We start from the raw sequence: 17,859 nt of genomic DNA on the forward strand, positions 1-17,859 counted from the left end.
CCGTCGGAAAGGCGACCTCACCTGTGACTGCGATTCCCCCCGGCCGTACCCGCCCGGTGACCGCGCTGTGCGCGCTGGCCGTGACGGGCGCGGCGGTGCTGGCCGGATGCGGCGGCGACGATCCGGACGCGGGGACGAACGGGGTGGGCAAGCTGCCCGCCGACAGCATCCAGGCGCGGACGCGGGCGGCGGCGCAGGGGGCGTCGGCGGTACGGGTGTCCGGGACCGTGGTGACCAGCGGCCGTACGTACCGGCTCGACATGCGGCTGAAGGACGACGGTGGATCGGGGTCGGTGACCTCGGGGGCCGCCACGTTCAGGCTGCTGCGGGTCGGTACGCAGCTGTATCTGAAGGCCGACGCGGACTTCTGGGCGCAGACGGACGGCAAGGGCGGCGACGGCAGCGGCGCGGCGGCCAAGCTCGACGGCAAGTACGTGAAGGTGCCGCAGCAGGACCCCGCGTACAAGAAGTTCAGCGGCTTCACGGACAAGGACGTCCTCCTCTCGGGTCTCCTGACACTGCACGGCTCCCTGGCGACCGACGGTCATCACACCCGGGCGAGTACCCCGACCATCCGCATCACCGGCGACCACGGCTCGGGCGGCACCCTGGACGTCTCCCTGAAGGGCACCCCCTACCCCCTCGCGCTCACCCGCGCGGGCAACGCGGGCACCCTTCGCTTCTCCGACTGGGGCAAGCCCTTCACGCTCACCGAGCCGGCCAGGTCCGAGACGGTGGATTACGGGCAGCAGCTGCCGACGTCCTGAGCGGGACGGCACCCGGGGGCGCACCGGTACCGAGTCGCACGCCGGAACCGCGGGTCCGGGATCACCGGCCCTTGCGGCGCCTCGCCAGGAGCTTCGGCAGGGCCGCCGGTACCGGCCGGCGCGTCGTCGCCGGCGTCGCCACCGGTCTCTCGGCCAGGCTGCCGTCGGGCAGGGCGGTCACCGCGCCCGCCGGCGTCAGGCGCAGCACCCTGCACTCGCGCGCCCAGCGGTCCGGCATCCGCTCGGCGTCGGGGGCGTTCAGGCGCTTGGACCTGAGGTCGGCGACCGCCGCCTCCCACTCCGGCGTGCCGGCGGGCAGCTCCGTCACCGCGGCCGGGAAGGAGACCAGCCGGCCGCCCTTGTCCTTGCTGCGGACGGTCACCTCGGCGGAGCCGCCGTCGGTCAGTCCCGTCAGCGGCTGCTCGCCGGGCCCGTCGCCGACCACGCACACCGCGCCCTCGTGCCACACATGCCACACCGCACGCGCGGCGGACGCGTCCGCGCCCCGCACCCACAGGAGGCCGGACTTCTTCGCGGCCTCCTCGATGAGGGCCCTGTCGCGCAGCTCGCCTGTCATACGTCCACCCCTGTCCACGCCGCTCACAGCCAGCCGTTGCGCTTCAGTGTCCGGTGGATGCCCAGACACAGCACGACGGTGATGCCCATGATCACCGGGTACCCGTACTTCCAGTGCAGCTCCGGCATGTACGTGAAGTTCATCCCGTACACCCCGCACACCATCGTCGGCACCGCGATGATCGCGGCCCACGCGGTGATCTTCCGCATGTCCTCGTTCTGCGCGACGGACGCCTGCGCGAGGTTGGCCTGGAGGATGGAGTTGAGCAGTTCGTCGAAGCCGACGACCTGCTCGTGGACGCGGGCGACGTGGTCGGCGACGTCCCGGAAGTACTTCTGGATGTCCGGGTCGATCAGCCGCATCGGCCGCTCGCTGAGCAGCTGCATCGGCCGCAGCAGCGGCGCCACCGCGCGCTTGAACTCCATGACCTCGCGCTTGAGTTGGTAGATCCGCGCGGAGTCCACACCCCGCGAGACCCCGCCCCGCCCCGGAGAGAAGACCTCGGTCTCCACCTCGTCGATGTCGTCCTGCACCGCGTCGGCCACCGCGATGTACCCGTCCACCACGTGGTCGGCGATCGCGTGCAGCACCGCCGAGGGGCCCTTCGCCAGCAGCTCCGGGTCGTCCTGCAACCGGTGCCGCAGGGCCCGCAGCGAGCCCTGGCCGCCGTGCCGCACGGTGATGAAGAAGTCCCGGCCGGTGAAGCACATCACCTCGCCGGTCTCCACGACCTCGCTGGTCGCGGTGAGCCGGTCGTGTTCGAGGTAGTGGATGGTCTTGAAGACGGTGAACAGCGAGTCGTCGTACCGTTCCAGCTTCGGCCGCTGGTGCGCCTGCACCGCGTCCTCGACGGCGAGCGGGTGCAGCCCGAACTCCCCCGCGATACCGGCGAACTCGGCCTCGGTCGGCTCGTGCAGCCCGATCCACACGAAGCCGCCGTCGCGCCGTACCTGCCGCATCGCCTCATGCGGGGTCAGCGGCTTCGCGCTCGCGAGGCGCCTGCCGTCGCGGTAGACGGCGCAGTCGACCACGGCCGACGGGGTGGCGGGGTCGCGCGTGGTGTCGTACGACACGGACGGCGCGCTCGTGGCCTTGCGCGGCGAGACGCGGGAGGGACGGACCACGGCGCGCAGGTCGCGGATCATCGACATGGGCAGGCTCCTTCGCGACAGGCAACGAAAGACCGCCGAAGACGGGTGGAACCACCCGGAATGAGGACGTCCTGCGGGGATTTCCCCGGCCGGGGCGGGGGAAAGTGTTTGGCTCGTCCACAAAGCGGGGAGCACCGCACCGTTGCGGTGGCGATTTCGCTGCTGATGCAGAACTGATGCAGATCAGGCAAAGCGATACGAAGTGCTCTTCCGAACAGTGACGCGCACGGGAAGGCGGCAGCCGGCCAGAACGGAAACCAGCCAGTGGCTACGACGGCCAGTGACTACATCAGCGGGCGGAAGAGCGAGTGGTACTACCAGGTCGACTTCGATCCATGACAGCCCCACCTCCTCCGGCCGGTCCCTCGTAAGGGAGTTCCCAGGGGTCCGGGACTTGACAGCACGCTTGGCGCGCCGTCCCGAACCACCGGCTCAGAGTACCAGCCGCCCTTGCTGTCAAGGTGCCGCTTTGCCCGCTGCTGACGAGTTCTATGCTCACGGCATGGTTGATGTTCTTCCTCTGGTCGAGGCACGGTTGACGACCGCGCTGGGCGAAGCGGACGCGCGCGCCGCCGTCACCTTCCTCGGCACGGACCGCATCGAGGTGCTCCGCTTCACCGAGGGGGACGTCGTCCGCTACGCGACCCTCGGCATGTCCGCGCACCCCATGAGCGACCCCACCGCGCTGGTCGCCGATCCCGTCAAGGGCCCCCGCGCCGAACTGGTCCTGTCGGTGCGCGCGGGCGTCGCCGACACCGACAAGGTGCTCCGCCCGCTCGCCGTGCTCGCCGCTTCCCCGCAGGTCGAGGGGCTGATCGTGACGCCCGGTGCCTCTCTGGAGGTCGGCGAGCCGCTGTGGCCCGGCGCCCCCTTCAGCTCGGTCCTGGTGGGCGAGGGCGGCGGGCTGGTGGAGGATCTGGAGCTGGACGGTCCGCTGGATCCCGTGCGGTTCCTTCCGCTGCTGCCGATGACGGCGAACGAGGCCGCCTTCAAGCGCGTGCACGGCGCCCAGGCACTCCAGGAACGCTGGCTGACGCACGGAACGGACCTGCGGGATCCCGTCCGCAGGTCCGTTCCGCTGGAGTGAGCAAGCTCACCAAGGCCCGGCCGGCACCGGTCAGTTGGCGAAGACCGTGACCCCGTCCTCGGTGGCGTGCTTCGGCGCCAGCTCCTCCGCGTCGTGGGTGAGCGCCCGCCGCCGTACGACCACCACCAGGGCGCCCAGCAGCGCGGTGACCGCCGCCACCACGAACGGGACGTGGATGTTCGTCCACTCCTCGATCTTCGGCGCGAAGTAGGGCGCGGCCGCCGCCGCGAACCAGCGGACGAAGTTGTAGCCCGCGCTCGCCACCGGGCGCGGGGCGCTGGAGACCCCGAGGGCCAGCTCGGTGTAGACGGTGTTGTTCACGCCGATGAGGGCGCCGGACAGGATGGTGCAGACGATCGCGGTGGTGTGGTTGCCGTAGCCGAGCACCAGGACGTCGGCCGCGAGCAGTACCAGCGAGGCGCCGAGCACCTTCAGCGAGCCGAACCGCTCCTGTGCGCGCGGGGCCACGATCACCGAGAAGACGGCGAGCAGCGCGCCCCAGCCGAAGAACACGGCGCCCGAGCGGTACGGGGTCATGTTCAGCACGAACGGCGTGAAGGCGAGCACGGTGAAGAACGTGTAGTTGTAGAAGAACGCCGAGATCGCCGCCGAGGCCAGACCGCCGTGGCCGAGCGCCCTGACCGGGTCGAGGACCGAGGTCTTCCTGGCCGGCTTCGGCTGCTCCTTCAGGAACGCCGTGATGCACAGGAAGCCGACCGCCATCAGCGTGGCGGTGCCGAAGAACGGGTAGCGCCAGCTCATGTTGCCCAGGATCGCGCCGAGCAGCGGGCCGCAGGCCAGGCCGAGGCCGAGCGCGGACTCGTAGAGCAGGATCGCCGCCGCGCTGCCTCCGGCCGCGGCGCCGACGATGACGGCGAGCGCGGTGGAGACGAACAGCGCGTTGCCGAGGCCCCAGCCCGCCCGGAAGCCGACCAGCTGGCCGACGCTGCCCGAGGTGCCGGCGAGCGCGGCGAAGACGACCACGAAGGCGAGACCGAGCAGCAGCGTCTTCCTGCCGCCGATGCGGCTGGAGACGAAGCCGGTCAGCAGCATCGCGACGGCGGTGATCAGGAAGTACGAGGTGAAGAGCAGGGACACCTGACTGGGGGTGGCGTCCAGGCCCCGCGCGATCGACGGCAGGATCGGGTCGACCAGGCCGATGCCCATGAAGGCGACGACGGAGGCGCCGGCCGTGGCCCAGACCGCCTTCGGCTGCCGCAGGATGCTGCCGGCACCCGCGTCCAGGGGATCCATGTGCTACTCCCGTTTCCTAGTTAGTTGGCTTATACACATACTAAGTTAGCCCTGCTAATTAATGCAAGGTGCACCTAATCTGCCCGGTCAGGGGTGGTGGAGGGGTCCGTCAGGGGGGCGGGGGTCGGTCCGGGCCGTCCGGACGGGTGATCGTCCTTGACGCGGACGGGTCGGGGTAGGACCGTGGGGCCCTATGAGGGGCGAACCCAGTTGCCCGCGATGTGGTGGCCGGGTCAGGGCTCCCGGTCTCTTCGCCGACACGTGGCAGTGCGATGTGCACGGGGCGGTGTTTCCGTTGCAGCCCGTGATCCCGCCCAGCGTCGAGGCCCTCGGTGCCGTGGTGCACCGCACGCACGTTCCGCTGTGGATGCCGTGGCCGCTGCCGGTCGGCTGGCTCTTCACCGGGGCGGCCTACGCGGGCGACGACCGCAGCGGCGGCCGCGCGACCGCCGTCGCCTGCTCCGGGCCCGGCCCGCTCGGCGGCCCCGGGGAGCTGATCCTGGTCGCCGAGGAGATGGGCGTCGGCCTCGGGGCGCGCTACGCGGGGCTCGACGGCCCGGACCCGGGGCCGTACATGAACGTCGAGAAGCCGCCGCAGACCAAGGTGCTCGCCGCCGGTCGCCCCACGCCGCTCTGGCACGTCTACCGCACCCCCGACGACCGTGCCGTCTTCGCCGGCGAGGCGCTCGGCATGTGGCTGTGGGCGGTGATCTGGCCCGAGCAGGCGGGGCTGCTGCTGTACGACGAGCTGGTCCTGACCGACCTGCGCGACGCCGGCGCGGAGCTGGACCTGGTCCCCTACGGGGCGCTGTCGCCCCGGCTGCTGCGCCCGTAGGGGGCGCGCGGGAGGTCCTGTAGGGGGCGTACCCAGGGAGCGGTCGTGACAAAGGGGGTGTCCGGGCCGGTTATCCTGAGGTGTCCTCTTCCGTCCCGGGCCCGTCTGGAGTCACCGTGCGCATCGATCTGCACTGTCACTCCACGGCGTCCGACGGCACGGACACCCCGGCCGAGCTGATGCGCAACGCCGCCGCGGCCGGCCTGGACGTCGTCGCGCTGACCGACCACGACACCACCCGCGGGTACGCCGAGGCCATCGCCGCGCTGCCCGCCGGGCTCACCCTGGTCCCGGGCGCCGAACTGTCCTGCCGTGTCGACGGCGTCTCGATGCACATGCTGGCCTACCTCTTCGACCCCGAGGAGCCCGCCCTGCTCGCCGAGCGCGAACTGGTCCGGGACGACCGGGTGCCGCGGGCCAAGGGCATGGTCGCCAAGCTGAACGAGCTGGGCGTGCCGGTCACCTGGGAGCAGGTCGAGCGGATCGCCGCCGGCGGCTCCGTGGGGCGCCCGCACGTCGCCTCCGCGCTGGTCGAGCTGGGCGTGGTGGAGACGGTGAGCGACGCGTTCACCGAGGAGTGGCTCGCCGACGGCGGCCGCGCCTACGTGGCGAAGCACGAGACCGATCCCTTCGAGGCGATCCGGCTGGTCAAGACCGCGGGCGGGGTCTGCGTGTTCGCGCACCCGGCCGCCGCCAAGCGGGGTCGTACGGTCCCCGAGTCCGCGATCGCCGAGATGGCCGCGGCCGGCCTGGACGGCATCGAGGTCGACCACATGGACCACGACGCGGAGGCCAGGGAGCGGCTGCGCGGCCTGGCGAAGGACCTCGGACTGCTGGTCACCGGCTCCTCGGACTACCACGGCAGCCGCAAGACCGTCGCGCTCGGTGCCTACACCACCGACCCCGAGGTGTACGGGGAGATCACCCGCCGGGCGACCGGCGCGTTCCCGGTCCCGGGGGCCGGCGGAGCCTGAGGCCGCCCCCTCGCAGCCGACGCGCGCCCACACCTCAGTTCTTCTTCTTTCAGCAAGGCCAGTACTTCCCCCATGTTCGACATCGCCGTCTTCGGCTCTCTGTTCCTGACCCTTTTTGTCATCATGGATCCCCCTGGGATCACCCCGATCTTCCTCGCCCTGACGGCGGGCCGGCCGGCGAAGGTGCAGAAGCGGATGGCCTTCCAGGCCGTCTGCGTCGCGTTCGGGGTCATCGCCGTCTTCGGCGTCCTCGGACAGCAGATCCTCGACTACCTGCACGTGTCCGTGCCCGCCCTGATGATCGCGGGCGGACTGCTGCTCCTGCTCATCGCGCTCGACCTGCTCACCGGCAAGAACGACGAGCCGAAGGCCACCAAGGACGTCAACGTGGCCCTCGTGCCGCTCGGCATGCCGCTGCTCGCGGGGCCCGGCGCGATCGTGTCCGTCATCCTGGCCGTGCAGAGGGCCGGCAGCGTGAGCACGCAGATGTCCGTGTGGATCGCGATCCTCGCGATCCATGTGGTGCTGTGGCTGGTGATGCGCTATTCGCTGCTGATCATCCGGGTCATCAAGGACGGCGGCGTGGTCCTGGTGACACGGCTCGCGGGCATGATGCTCTCCGCGATCGCGGTGCAGCAGATCATCAACGGGATCAGCCAGGTGATCCGGGGGAGCTGAGGCTCCCGTGCTTCGGCGCCGGCGCTCAGACGATCCAGGGGAGCCGGACCGCTTCGGTGCGGTCCGGCTCCCCTGGAAAGTGTGAGCGGGAACCCGTTACGAGGCCGGGGTCTCGGCCGGACGGATCCACAGGCGCTGTCCCACGGCGGCGGCCTGCTGCACGATCCGATTGACGGAGGCGGCGTCCACGACGGTGCTGTCCACGGTGGTGCCGTCGACCTCGTCGAGTCGCATGATCTCGAAGCGCACAGGCTTCTCCCTTCGTCTGGTCATCCTCCTGCGGAGAACTACTTGGTGCGCCGGATGTGTATCCCGCGTCGTACTGAGTCAACCTGCCGCGTGTTACAAACATTCCCTACGCTAAAGAAATTTTTCGAACGCCTAATTACTGACCGGTAAGTAACCGCTGGTGACCGAGAGAGAGCACCCGAGACTGACCGGGACCGGTTGTGTTCGCAGTGTGACGGCGAGGAGAATGGAGGTGATGAACGACGACCTGGCGCACCTCGCCACCCGCATCGACCGTACGAACGAGCTACTCGAACGCATGCTCGCCGAGGTGGCGAAGACACCCTCGACCCACGCGATCTTCGTGGACGCCGGGTATCTCTACGCGGCCGCGGGCCGACTGGTCGCCGGGACGGAGGACCGCCGGGCCTTCGACGTCGACGCCGAGGGACTGATCGACGCGCTGATCGACCGCGCCCGCACCGTCTTCGCGGACAGCCGGCTGCTGCGCGTCTACTGGTACGACGGCGCCCGGCGCCGCATCCACACCGCCGAGCAGCAGTCCATCGCCGAACTCCCCGACGTCAAGGTCCGCCTCGGCAACCTCAACGCCAACAACCAGCAGAAGGGCGTCGACTCGCTGATCCGCACGGATCTGGAGTCGCTGGCCCGGCACCGCGCCATCAGCGACGCGGCCCTGCTCGGCGGCGACGAGGACCTGGTCTCCGCGGTCGAGGCCGCCCAGGGCTACGGCGCCCGCGTCCACCTGTGGGGCATCGAGGCGCCCGAGGGCCGCAACCAGGCCGAACCCCTGCTCTGGGAGGTGGACAGCCAGCGCACCCTGGACCTGGAGTTCTTCAAGCCGTACGTCTCCAGGCGCACGGCCGCCGCCTACGAGGCCGGCGCCGGTGCCCGGCCCACCCGCGAGGACGTCCGCTTCGTCGGCGCCCAGATCGCGGCGAAGTGGCTGGCCTCCCGGGGCCGCGACGCCCTGGTCGAGCTGCTGCCCGGCCATCCGTACCTGCCCGGCTCCGTCGACCAGGACCTCCTGGTCGAGGCCGAGGGCCTGCTCCAGTACTCGCTGCGCGGCCAGGCGGATCTGCGCCGGGCCCTCAGGGACGGGTTCTGGGACCACTTGCAGGCGCAGTACTAGCGGCTCTCCCCGTCCGCCCCGGTCCCGTCGGTCTCGTGCCAGAAATCGGCGAGGGCGCGGGCCGTCTCCAGCGGGCGCTCGGTGTTGGGGGAGTGCTCGGTGCCGTCGATGACCGTCCGGCGCGCGCCGAGCCGTGTCGCCATGTCGTCCAGCAGGGGCACCGGCCAGGTGTCGTCCCAGGAGCCCGACACGACGTGGAACGGCAGCGGCAGGGCGGCCAGCTCCGCGACCCGGTCCGGCTCCACGCACAACTGGCGCCCGGCGGCGAGGAGCTGCGCGGGCTTGGTGCCCATCCAGCGGAGCCGCAGGTGCTCCTGGATGTCCGGGGCGTCGCCCGGCGCGGTCGTCCCGGTCTGCTCGGGCGGCTCCATCTCCCGCATCGCCTCCCACACCTGCGCCATGGTCAGCACGGCGAGCGTGTCCCGCAGCAGCCGTACGCGTTCCTGCTGGGGCTCGGAGATCTGCGCGGGCCCCGACGCCATCAGGGTCAGCGACCGGAAGGGCGAGTGGTCCAGGAGCACGGCCGCGCGGGCGACCTGACCGCCGAAGGAGTGCCCCAGCAGATGCACCGGCGCGCCGACCGCCTCGACCTGCGCCAGCACGTCCGCCGCCAACTCGGCCTGCACGTAAGCCGATTCGTCACCCTCGGGGCCGTCCGACTCGAACTGCCCCCGCCCGTCCACGGCCACGGTCCGGTACCCGCGCGCGGCCAGCGGCACGTGCAGCGGGTTGAAGTCCTCCTTGCTGCCGGTGAACCCGGGCAGCAGCAGGACGATCCCCTTCGCCTCGACCCCCTCGGCCACCGGGGCGTCGACGACGGCGAACTCCCCGCGCGCGGTGCGCAGCGTGTACGCGCGGGCTCCGGGGGGCGGGACGAAGGTGTCGGGCCTGCTCATGGAGAGAGGTTAACGGGACAGGCGGGCTCCGAGCGGGGAGGGGCGTCGGCGGGGAACGCCGACGGCCCGGTTCACCGAGGTGAACCGGGCCGTCATCGGGCTGCGGTGCCGCCGCGCGGGCGGCGCCGGATCAGGCTTCCGGGGCCTCCGCGGCCGCCGTCGCCTTGCGGGCGCGGCGTGGCTTGGCCTCCGGCTCGCCGGTGGCCTGCGCCGGGATCTCCGCGGTGGCCGTCCCGGCGGCGGCCTTGCGGGTCCGCCGCGCCTTCGGAGCGGCCGGCTCGGCGCCGTCGGCGGTGGCCTCGGCGGCCTTGCGGGTGCGGCGCGGCTTGGTCTCCGCGGCTTCGGTGACCTCCGTGGTGACCTCCGCGGCCTCGGCGCTCGCCGCGGTCTTGCGGGTGCGGCGGGGCTTGGCCTCGGTCTCGGCGGCCTCGGTCTCCGGCTTGGCGGCGGCCGTCTTGCGGGTGCGGCGCGGCTTGGCCTCGGCCTCGGCCGCGTCCGCCTCGGTGACGGTCGCCTTGCGCGTGCGGCGCGCCTTGGGCTCCGCGGCCGGGTTCTCCGCCACGGGCTCGGCGGCGACCGCCGGGGCCTCGGCGGCCTTGCGGGTGCGGCGCGGCTTGACCTCCGCGGCCTCCGCCGTGTCCGCGGCGGCGGCCTCGGCGACCGGCTCGGCCGCCTTACGGGTGCGACGGCGCGGCTTGGCCTCCGCCGCGGGCGCGGGTTCCGCGACGACGGCCGGGGCCGGGGTGTCCACGACGGCGGTCTCCACGGCCTCCGCCGCCACGGGCTGCGCGGTCTTGCGGGTACGGCGGCGGCGCGGCGTCTCCACGACCTCCGTGGCCTCCGCCTCGGCGGGGGCCGGAGCGGTCACCGCGGCCTCCCGCGGCGCCTCGGCGGTCGCCTCCGCGGTCGGCGTCACCGCGGCGGGCGCCTGCGCGCCGCCCCGGGTGCGACGGCGACGGCGCGGGGTGCGCGTCGGCTCCTCCACGGACGAGGTCTCGGCGGCCGGCGCCTGCGGGGCCGCGTCCAGCGGGGCGCCGCCCCGGGTACGGCGGCGACGGCGCGGGGTGCGCGCCGGACGCTCGCGCTCGGCGGCGTGGGACTCGGCACGGTCGTGGCGGTCGTGGCGGTCGTGGCGGCCACCGCGGCCGCGGTCACGGCCGCGGGCGCCGCGTCCGCCGGTCTCGCCCAGGTCCTCCAGCACCTCCGCGTCCAGACCGGCACGGGTGCGCTCCGAGCGCGGCAGGATGCCCTTGGTGCCCTCGGGGATGCCGAGGTCGGAGAACAGGTGGGGGGACGTGGAGTACGTCTCCACCGGGTCGTTGAAGTCCAGCTCCAGCGCCTTGTTGATCAGCTGCCAGCGCGGGATGTCGTCCCAGTCCACGAACGTGATCGCCGTACCCTTGGCGCCCGCGCGGCCGGTGCGGCCGACGCGGTGCAGGTACGTCTTCTCGTCCTCGGGGGACTGGTAGTTGATGACGTGGGTGACGCCCTCGACGTCGATGCCGCGCGCGGCCACGTCGGTGCAGACGAGCACGTCCACCTTGCCGTTGCGGAACGCGCGCAGCGCCTGCTCGCGGGCGCCCTGGCCGAGGTCGCCGTGGACCGCGCCGGAGGCGAACCCGCGGCGCTGCAACTGCTCGGCGATGTCGGCGGCCGTGCGCTTGGTGCGGCAGAAGATCATCGCGAGCCCGCGGCCGTCGGCCTGAAGGATGCGCGCGACCATCTCCGGCTTGTCCATGGAGTGACCGCGGTAGACGAACTGCTTGATGTTCGCGACCGTCGCACCCTCGTCGTCCGGCGCGGTGGCGCGGATGTGCGTGGGGCGGGACATGTAGCGGCGGGCGAGGCCGATGACCGCGCCCGGCATGGTCGCCGAGAACAGCATGGTCTGGCGCTTGGCCGGGAGCATGTCGATGATCTTCTCGACGTCCGGCAGGAAGCCCAGGTCGAGCATCTCGTCGGCCTCGTCCAGGACCAGGCACTTGACGTGCTTCAGGTTGAGCTTCTTCTGGCCCGCGAGGTCGAGCAGGCGGCCCGGGGTGCCGACGACGACGTCGACGCCCTTCTTCAGGGCCTCGACCTGGGGCTCGTAGGCCCGGCCGCCGTAGATCGCCAGCACCCGCACGTTACGGACCTTGCCGGCCGTCTGGAGGTCGTTGGTGACCTGGGTGCACAGTTCGCGGGTGGGGACGACGACCAGCGCCTGCGGGGTGTCGGTCAGCTCGTCGGGGGCGGCGCGTCCGGCCTCGACGTCGGCGGGGACGGTCACGCGCTCGAGGAGGGGGAGGCCGAAGCCCAGCGTCTTGCCGGTGCCGGTCTTGGCCTGGCCGATGACGTCCGTGCCGGAAAGGGCGACGGGGAGCGTCATCTCCTGGATGGGGAAGGGGTTGATGATGCCGACGGCCTCCAGGGCCTCGGCGGTCTCGGGGAGGATCCCAAGGTCTCGAAACGTCGTAGTCAGGGTGCTGCCTCTTCTGTGTGGCGCGGTGCGAGGCGAGCGCGGGGGTCATGACTGACCGTGCCGGGGACGTCGGCTGCCGTACGGGCGAACCTGGTAAGGCAAGCCGTATGGCACGGGACCTCTGCCGACGCTCGAGCGCTCGTACCGCTGAGGGTGTCCCTCCGGTCGTCGTACGCACTGAGCCGTACGCCACGGAGGTCTGTCGGGTCGGAGCCGATCGGGCCACCGACCGGGCATCCTCATGCGTGCGCCCTGTCGGGACACGTCGAACACCGTCGACGCACTCAGCAGGCGCATTACCACCATACCCCGGATTCGCGCACATGCGATGGCCGATTTGGTCACGTAGTCGTGGTCACAGTGGTCGGCCGGGGGCTCGACGGGGGCGCCGAGCGGGCTATTGTGCGCCTCATGACTAGCTCTGACAAGCCTGAGAACGCGTCCGCCGCCCCCGTACCGACCGGTGTCGCCGCGCAGGACTGGGCGCAGGCCGCCGCCGAGCCGCACTACCGCGCCGCCGTCGTGGACCTGCTCGGGGCGCTCGCCTACGGAGAGCTCGCCGCGTTCGAGCGGCTCGCGGAGGACGCGAAGCTGGCGCCGACCCTCGCGGACAAGGCGGAGCTGGCGAAGATGGCGTCGGCCGAGTTCCACCACTTCGAGCGGCTGCGGGACCGGCTGACGGAGATCGGGGAGGAGCCGACGGCGGCGATGGACCCGTTCGTCGCCGCGCTGGACGGCTTCCACCGGCAGACCGCGCCGTCGGACTGGCTGGAGGGCCTGGTCAAGGCGTACGTCGGTGACTCGATCGCGAGCGACTTCTACCGGGAGGTGGCGGCGCGGCTCGACGCCGACACGCGGGAGCTGGTGCTCGCGGTGCTGGACGACACCGGGCACGCGGAGTTCGCGGTGGAGAAGGTGCGGGCGGCCATCGACGCCGATCCGCGGGTCGGCGGACGGCTCGCGCTGTGGGCGCGCCGGCTCATGGGCGAGGCGTTGTCGCAGTCGCAGCGGGTGGTGGCGGACCGGGACGCGCTGTCGACGATGCTCGTGGGCGGGGTGGCCGACGGGTTCGACCTCGCGGAGGTGGGCCGGATGTTCACCCGGATCACGGAGGCCCACACGAAGCGGATGGCCGCGCTGGGCCTCGCGGCCTGAGAGACGGCGCGCTCCGCGGGGAGTGGTCACGGGCGGGTCGCGCGCCTGCCGGTGCGACGCGGTCCGCCGCGCCCCCGCGCTCGGCCCCGGCGCGTGGGCGGGGGACTACGCCGTCAGTGAGCGGCGGGCCCTCGACGGGCGCAGCAGCAGAGACAGGGATGCGGCGGAGATGATCGCCGCACCCAGGAACAGGATCACCGTGAAGTCCGAGCCCAGGGCGCTGTGGGTGACGAAGTCGCCCAGGAGGGCGCCCGCGGCGCCGGTCGAGAGGACCAGGGGGCGGGCCGGGAGGCGGTGGGCGAGGCGGGTGGTCGCCGCCCAGGCGAGCAGGAGACCGAGCACGGCGGCGCCGAGTGCTTCCAGGATCATGACGGGGGGTCCCTCCCACGGCCGGTCTGCCTTGAACGGTCGTAGCCCGTCTTACCCGTGACCTGCGGATTGCAATCCTCCGCTATGGAGGAGTTGTGTCGTCCCTGTGTGCGAACCGCTCAGCGCAAGGGCCCGGCGGCCGAGTGCCGCCGGGCCCTTGCCATGGCCTTGCTCACAGCGCGCCGAAGCCCACCTTGCGCACGGTCGGCGCGCCGAGTTCCACGTACGCCAGCCGGTCCGTCGGCACCATGACCTTGCGGCCCTTCTCGTCCTGAAGGGTCAGCAGCTGCGTCTTACCGGCCAGCGCGTCGGACACCAGGCGCTCGACCTCCTCGACGCTCTGACCGCTCTCCAGAACGATCTCGCGGGGCGCGTGCTGCACGCCGATCTTGACCTCCACGGCTTTGTCCCTCCGACGGTCAGTGATGTGCGCGATCTTCCGCGCCGTACCAGCACACATTAGCCCGGTGAGGGGACGTACACGCTGTCGGCCGGAACGCCAACAGCGAACAGCGCACGGGAATGAACGCGGTGCCGCGGCTCAGTGCTGCTCGTTGCCGTGCAGCGGGAAGCCCGCGATGCCGCGCCAGGCGAGCGAGGCCAGCAGCTGCACCGCATGGTCGCGCGGCACGCTGCGATCGCTGTGCAGCCAGGAACGGGCCACCACCTGGGCGAGCCCGCCGAGGCCGGAGGCGAGCAGCATGGACTCCGCGCGCGAGAGGCCGGTGTCCTCGGCGATGACGTCGCAGATCGCCGCGGCGCATTCGTTCGTCACCTTGTCGACGCGCTCGCGCACCGCGGGCTCGTTCGTCAGGTCCGACTCGAAGACCAGCCGGAAGGCGCCGCCGTCGTCCTCCACGTAGGCGAAGTAGGCGTCCATGGTCGCCCGCACGCGCTGCTTGTTGTCGCTCGTCGACGCCAGCGCGCTGCGCACCGACTGGATCAGCGCCTCGCAGTGCTGGTCCAGCAGGGCGAGATAGAGGTCGAGCTTGCCCGGGAAGTGCTGGTAGAGCACCGGCTTGCTGACGCCGGCCCGCTCGGCGATGTCGTCCATCGCCGCTGCGTGGTACCCCTGTGCGACGAAGACCTCCTGGGCCGCGCCCAGCAGCTGGTTCCGTCGAGCTCGGCGCGGCAGCCGCGTGCCGCGCGGGCGCGCCGCCTCTGTTTGCTCGATGGCTGTCACGCCGCCTCCCAATGTCGTCCACATGCGGTGTCGACCGCGCGGCCATCGTACTTTTCGGTAACCGTGGTGTGCGCGGTGCGAACGCAGAATTTCACGGAGCGGACGACGGCGAAAGCCGCGTCACGCGGTGATCAGCGGTAGTCGTCCTCGTCGAGCGCGACCACACGTGCCTGTTCGAGCAGATCGGCCTCGTTCGCGCGGTCCTTCTTCTCCGCCGCCAAGGTGTCGTCGTGCTCGGGCCGGATGTCGGCCTGCTGCTCGACGGCGTCCACCACCGGATCCTCGACGCCCACCTCGGGGGCCGTGTCGTCGTCCAGTTCCTCGATGGTGTCGGGCTCGGTGGGGTCCTGGGCCATGATGGGCTCCCTTCCTACGAACGTCCCTGGGAACAGCAGGGGCCACATGCGGGTGCCCTCTGTACGAGACTAGGAGACGGCCGATTCGGACGCCATGCCGTGCGCGCCCGTCCGCCCACCGGTTGCCCCCGATGGAACGGCTCATTCTGTGACGGCGAACACATCAATCCGGGTGTGATCACCTCGTAACATTGCCCGCATGTCTTCCACCGAGTCGCCCTCCGCGCCGGCCGCCAGTGTGCTCCCCCGGGTGGCGCCCGTCCGGGTCGGCGAGGGAGAGCGGCTGCGGACGGTGGGCCTGCCGGGGATCACGCTGTCGGTCCGCTGCCGGCCGCCCGCGCGCGAGGACCTGCCGCGCGCCCTGTACGTCCACGGGCTCGGCGGCTCCTCCCAGAACTGGTCGGAGCTGATGGCCGAGCTGGACGGCGTCGTGGCCGGCGAGGCGGTCGACCTGCCGGGCTTCGGCGACTCCCCGCCACCGGACGACGGCGACTACTCGATCACCGGACACGCGCGCGCCGTCATCCGCTACCTGGACGCGTCCGGCCCGAGCCCCGTCCACCTCTTCGGCAACTCGCTCGGCGGCGCCGTCGCCACGCGCGTGGCCGCCGTACGCCCCGACCTGGTGCGCACCCTCACGCTGGTCTCGCCCGCGCTGCCGGAGCTGCGGATCCAGCGCTCCGCGGTGCCGACCGGGCTGCTCGGCGTGCCCGGCATCGCCACCCTCTTCACCCGGCTCACCAAGGGGTGGACGGCCGAGCAGCGGGTGCGCGGGGTCATGGGCCTCTGCTACGGCGATCCGGGCCGGGTGACCCCGGAGGCCTTCCGGTACGCCGTCGACGAGCTGGAGCGGCGGCTCCAGCTGCCGTACTTCTGGGACGCGATGGCCCGCTCGGCGCGGGGCATCGTGAACGCGTACACGCTCGGCGGTCAGCACGGGCTGTGGCGGCAGGCCGAGCGGGTGCTCGCCCCGACCCTGCTCGTCTATGGCGGCCGGGACCAGCTCGTCGGCTACCGCATGGCCCACAAGGCCGCCCGTGCCTTCCGCGACTCCCGGCTGCTGTCCCTGCCGGACGCCGGCCACGTGGCGATGATGGAGTACCCGGACGTGGTGGCGCGGGCCTTCCGGGAGCTGCTGGCGCAGACCAGGGCCGACGACGGCGACGACGGCGACGGCAGCGGTGACGGCAAGGACTCGGGCGGCCGCGAAGCCGCCGACGGTACGCGATCGGGGAGCTGAAGCACACCGTGGGACGCCACAGTCGCCGAGGACCGGCCAAGCCGGCCGCAGCGCGGGACGCGGGTCCGGAGATAGCGGCGCAGGATGAGCGGGGCTCGCCCGGCCGAGGGGCGCCGAGACTTCCGGACGGGACTCCGGAGCAGGGCGCGCCGCGGATGGCCGAGGGGATTCCGGCTCGTGGTGCGCCGATGCCTGAGGGGGCTCCGGATCGTGGTGTGCCGCGGATACCCGGCGGTGCTCCGGATCGTGGTGTGCCGCGGATGCCCGACGGCACGCCCGCCCGTGGCGTTCCGAGGTATCCCGACGGAACGCCCGCGCACGGCGTACCGCGTGTCCCCGGCGGGGCCGCCGCCCGTGGTGGGCACCCCGAGCAGCGTGAACCCGGGGGCGGCTGGGGGGAGTTGCGGGCGCGGACCGGGTCCGCGACCGGGGCGGAGGGGATGGTGCTGCCCCGGCAGCGGCAGGCGGGGCCGGACGGGGGTGCCGGGCGCGGGCCGCGACAGGACTACCTGGACGCCTTCGACGGCGGTAACGGCAGGCCCGGGGGCGTCCGCACGAAGGAGCGGCCGGCCGAGGAGCCGGGACCGAGGCGCGAGCCGGGGCCCGGGGCGGAGCCGGCCGGCGCCGGTGCCGACGGGACGCCGGTGCCCGCGCAGCGCGGTGGCAAGGGGCGGGCCTTCACCGGCATCGCCGCGGCCGCCGTCACCACCGTGCTCGCGGTGGTCGTCGCCGGACAGGTGACCGAGGGGCGGGACGGCGCCGCCGAGACGGGGCGGTCCGCGCCGGACCGGGGCGCCGGCACGAGCACCGCACCCTCCGCGGAGCCGACCGTGGTCCCGCTGACGTACGAGCAGAAGATTGACCGCACGTACCCGCTGGGCGCCACCCTGAAGGCGTCCGGGAAGTTCGACACCGTCCCCGGCTTCGACAAGGCGCCCGGCACCGGCCAGAAGTACCGCTACCGGGTCGACATCGAGCAGGGGCTCGGCCTGGACGGCGTCCTGTTCGCCGAGGCCGTGCAGAAGACGCTGAACGACGACCGCAGTTGGGGGCACGGCGGCACCCGCACCTTCGAACGGATCTCCTCCGGCAAGCCCGACTTCGTGATCACCCTGGCCAGCCCCGGCACCACCGCCACCTGGTGCGCCAAGTCCGGCCTGGACACCACGGAGGACAACGTCTCCTGCGACTCGGCCGCCACCCAGCGCGTGATGATCAACGCGTACCGGTGGGCCCAGGGGAGCAGGACATACGGCGACAAGATCCACATGTACCGGCAGATGCTGATCAACCACGAAGTCGGCCACCGGCTCGGCCACAATCACGTCACCTGCGAGAAGGACGGCGAACTCGCGCCGGTGATGCAGCAGCAGACCAAGTTCCTCGACCATGACGGCATCCACTGCCTGCCCAACGCCTGGCCATATCCCAGGAGTTGACGACCTGTCCTTATGTCACATTGACATGAGCCGCGAGTTCGTTCATATTTCTGCGC

The 17,859-nt window shown here is 72.1% G+C and carries 19 protein-coding genes; 9 read left to right on the plus strand and 10 right to left on the minus strand.

The genetic code is table 11. The features are described 5' to 3' along the window. Positions 1 to 23 precede the first annotated feature (23 nt). Complete coding sequence (locus QSK45_RS22580; RefSeq protein WP_285559656.1) at positions 24 to 767, plus strand: hypothetical protein; 744 nt, start codon at positions 24 to 26, stop codon at positions 765 to 767. Between the two features lie 61 nt (positions 768 to 828). Here QSK45_RS22580 and QSK45_RS22585 read toward each other — a convergent pair whose 3' ends face one another. Both QSK45_RS22585 and QSK45_RS22590 read right to left on the minus strand, forming a co-directional pair. Continuing rightward, on the minus strand, positions 829 to 1,344 hold the full coding sequence (locus tag QSK45_RS22585; RefSeq protein ID WP_285559657.1) for a hypothetical protein: 516 nt from the start codon (positions 1,342 to 1,344) through the stop codon (positions 829 to 831). A gap of 23 nt (positions 1,345 to 1,367) precedes the next feature. After that, positions 1,368 to 2,495 (minus strand): magnesium and cobalt transport protein CorA, encoded by a 1,128-nt coding sequence (locus QSK45_RS22590; protein WP_285559659.1) that lies wholly within the window; start codon positions 2,493 to 2,495, stop codon positions 1,368 to 1,370. A 502-nt stretch (positions 2,496 to 2,997) separates the two neighbouring features. Between QSK45_RS22590 and QSK45_RS22595 the strand changes: the two genes are divergently transcribed. Continuing rightward, complete coding sequence (locus QSK45_RS22595; RefSeq protein ID WP_285559661.1) at positions 2,998 to 3,582, plus strand: suppressor of fused domain protein; 585 nt, start codon at positions 2,998 to 3,000, stop codon at positions 3,580 to 3,582. A 30-nt stretch (positions 3,583 to 3,612) separates the two neighbouring features. On the opposite strand, the gene QSK45_RS22600 is transcribed toward QSK45_RS22595, so the two are convergent. Then, positions 3,613 to 4,836: an MFS transporter gene (locus QSK45_RS22600; protein ID WP_285559663.1), complete on the minus strand. Its 1,224-nt coding sequence runs from the start codon at positions 4,834 to 4,836 to the stop codon at positions 3,613 to 3,615. Positions 4,837 to 5,029: 193 nt separating this feature from the next. Here QSK45_RS22600 and QSK45_RS22605 point away from each other — a divergent pair, with 193 nt between their 5' ends. The 3 genes from QSK45_RS22605 to QSK45_RS22615 all read left to right on the plus strand — a co-directional run bounded on the left by QSK45_RS22605 (position 5,030) and on the right by QSK45_RS22615 (position 7,323). Beyond that, positions 5,030 to 5,671 carry a DUF6758 family protein gene (locus QSK45_RS22605; protein WP_285559665.1) on the plus strand — a complete coding sequence of 214 codons (642 nt, stop codon included), beginning with the start codon at positions 5,030 to 5,032 and terminating at the stop codon, positions 5,669 to 5,671. Between the two features lie 116 nt (positions 5,672 to 5,787). Continuing rightward, on the plus strand, positions 5,788 to 6,645 hold the full coding sequence (locus tag QSK45_RS22610; protein ID WP_285559667.1) for a PHP domain-containing protein: 858 nt from the start codon (positions 5,788 to 5,790) through the stop codon (positions 6,643 to 6,645). A 72-nt stretch (positions 6,646 to 6,717) separates the two neighbouring features. Then, positions 6,718 to 7,323 carry a MarC family protein gene (locus tag QSK45_RS22615; protein WP_285559669.1) on the plus strand — a complete coding sequence of 202 codons (606 nt, stop codon included), beginning with the start codon at positions 6,718 to 6,720 and terminating at the stop codon, positions 7,321 to 7,323. Between the two features lie 96 nt (positions 7,324 to 7,419). On the opposite strand, the gene QSK45_RS22620 is transcribed toward QSK45_RS22615, so the two are convergent. Further along, positions 7,420 to 7,572, minus strand: coding sequence for a DUF8834 family protein (locus QSK45_RS22620; RefSeq protein WP_086805833.1), 153 nt, complete (start codon positions 7,570 to 7,572; stop codon positions 7,420 to 7,422). Between the two features lie 226 nt (positions 7,573 to 7,798). Between QSK45_RS22620 and QSK45_RS22625 the strand changes: the two genes are divergently transcribed. Next, on the plus strand, positions 7,799 to 8,704 hold the full coding sequence (locus QSK45_RS22625) for an NYN domain-containing protein (RefSeq protein ID WP_285559675.1): 906 nt from the start codon (positions 7,799 to 7,801) through the stop codon (positions 8,702 to 8,704). Here QSK45_RS22625 and QSK45_RS22630 read toward each other — a convergent pair. Next, positions 8,701 to 9,600: an alpha/beta fold hydrolase gene (locus QSK45_RS22630; RefSeq protein WP_285559676.1), complete on the minus strand. Its 900-nt coding sequence runs from the start codon at positions 9,598 to 9,600 to the stop codon at positions 8,701 to 8,703. The two genes, QSK45_RS22625 and QSK45_RS22630, sit on opposite strands and share 4 nt — an antisense overlap. Before the next feature lie 130 nt (positions 9,601 to 9,730). Next, entirely contained in the window at positions 9,731 to 11,968 is a 2,238-nt protein-coding gene (locus tag QSK45_RS22635; protein ID WP_285559678.1) for a DEAD/DEAH box helicase, read from the minus strand. 504 nt (positions 11,969 to 12,472) lie between these two features. On the opposite strand from QSK45_RS22635, the gene QSK45_RS22640 reads away from it, so the two are divergent. Then, positions 12,473 to 13,216 carry a ferritin-like fold-containing protein gene (locus QSK45_RS22640; protein WP_285559681.1) on the plus strand — a complete coding sequence of 248 codons (744 nt, stop codon included), beginning with the start codon at positions 12,473 to 12,475 and terminating at the stop codon, positions 13,214 to 13,216. Positions 13,217 to 13,321: 105 nt separating this feature from the next. Here the strand turns inward: QSK45_RS22640 and QSK45_RS22645 are convergent, their stop codons facing one another. From QSK45_RS22645 to QSK45_RS22660, 4 genes are all read right to left on the minus strand, one after another. Then, complete coding sequence (locus QSK45_RS22645; protein ID WP_285559683.1) at positions 13,322 to 13,585, minus strand: hypothetical protein; 264 nt, start codon at positions 13,583 to 13,585, stop codon at positions 13,322 to 13,324. Positions 13,586 to 13,757: 172 nt separating this feature from the next. Continuing rightward, on the minus strand, positions 13,758 to 13,985 hold the full coding sequence (locus QSK45_RS22650; RefSeq protein ID WP_285559686.1) for a DUF3107 domain-containing protein: 228 nt from the start codon (positions 13,983 to 13,985) through the stop codon (positions 13,758 to 13,760). Positions 13,986 to 14,126: 141 nt separating this feature from the next. Next, the gene (locus QSK45_RS22655) at positions 14,127 to 14,768 is read right to left on the minus strand and encodes a TetR/AcrR family transcriptional regulator (RefSeq protein WP_285559688.1); all 642 of its coding nucleotides are present in this window, start codon (positions 14,766 to 14,768) and stop codon (positions 14,127 to 14,129) included. Positions 14,769 to 14,899: 131 nt separating this feature from the next. Continuing rightward, a complete protein-coding gene (locus QSK45_RS22660) occupies positions 14,900 to 15,124 on the minus strand; it encodes an Rv3202a family protein (protein ID WP_285559690.1) in 225 nt (74 codons plus the stop codon). A 199-nt stretch (positions 15,125 to 15,323) separates the two neighbouring features. Between QSK45_RS22660 and QSK45_RS22665 the strand changes: the two genes are divergently transcribed. Together QSK45_RS22665 and QSK45_RS22670 are read left to right on the plus strand one after the other, a co-directional pair. Next, positions 15,324 to 16,364 carry an alpha/beta fold hydrolase gene (locus QSK45_RS22665; RefSeq protein ID WP_285559692.1) on the plus strand — a complete coding sequence of 347 codons (1,041 nt, stop codon included), beginning with the start codon at positions 15,324 to 15,326 and terminating at the stop codon, positions 16,362 to 16,364. 8 nt (positions 16,365 to 16,372) lie between these two features. Further along, entirely contained in the window at positions 16,373 to 17,803 is a 1,431-nt protein-coding gene (locus QSK45_RS22670; protein ID WP_490993602.1) for a DUF3152 domain-containing protein, read from the plus strand. Positions 17,804 to 17,859 lie beyond the last annotated feature (56 nt).

Origin of the sequence: Streptomyces hygroscopicus subsp. hygroscopicus, from assembly GCF_030269125.1 — a bacterium.
GTDB classification, from domain to species: Bacteria; Actinomycetota; Actinomycetes; order Streptomycetales; family Streptomycetaceae; genus Streptomyces; species Streptomyces hygroscopicus_C.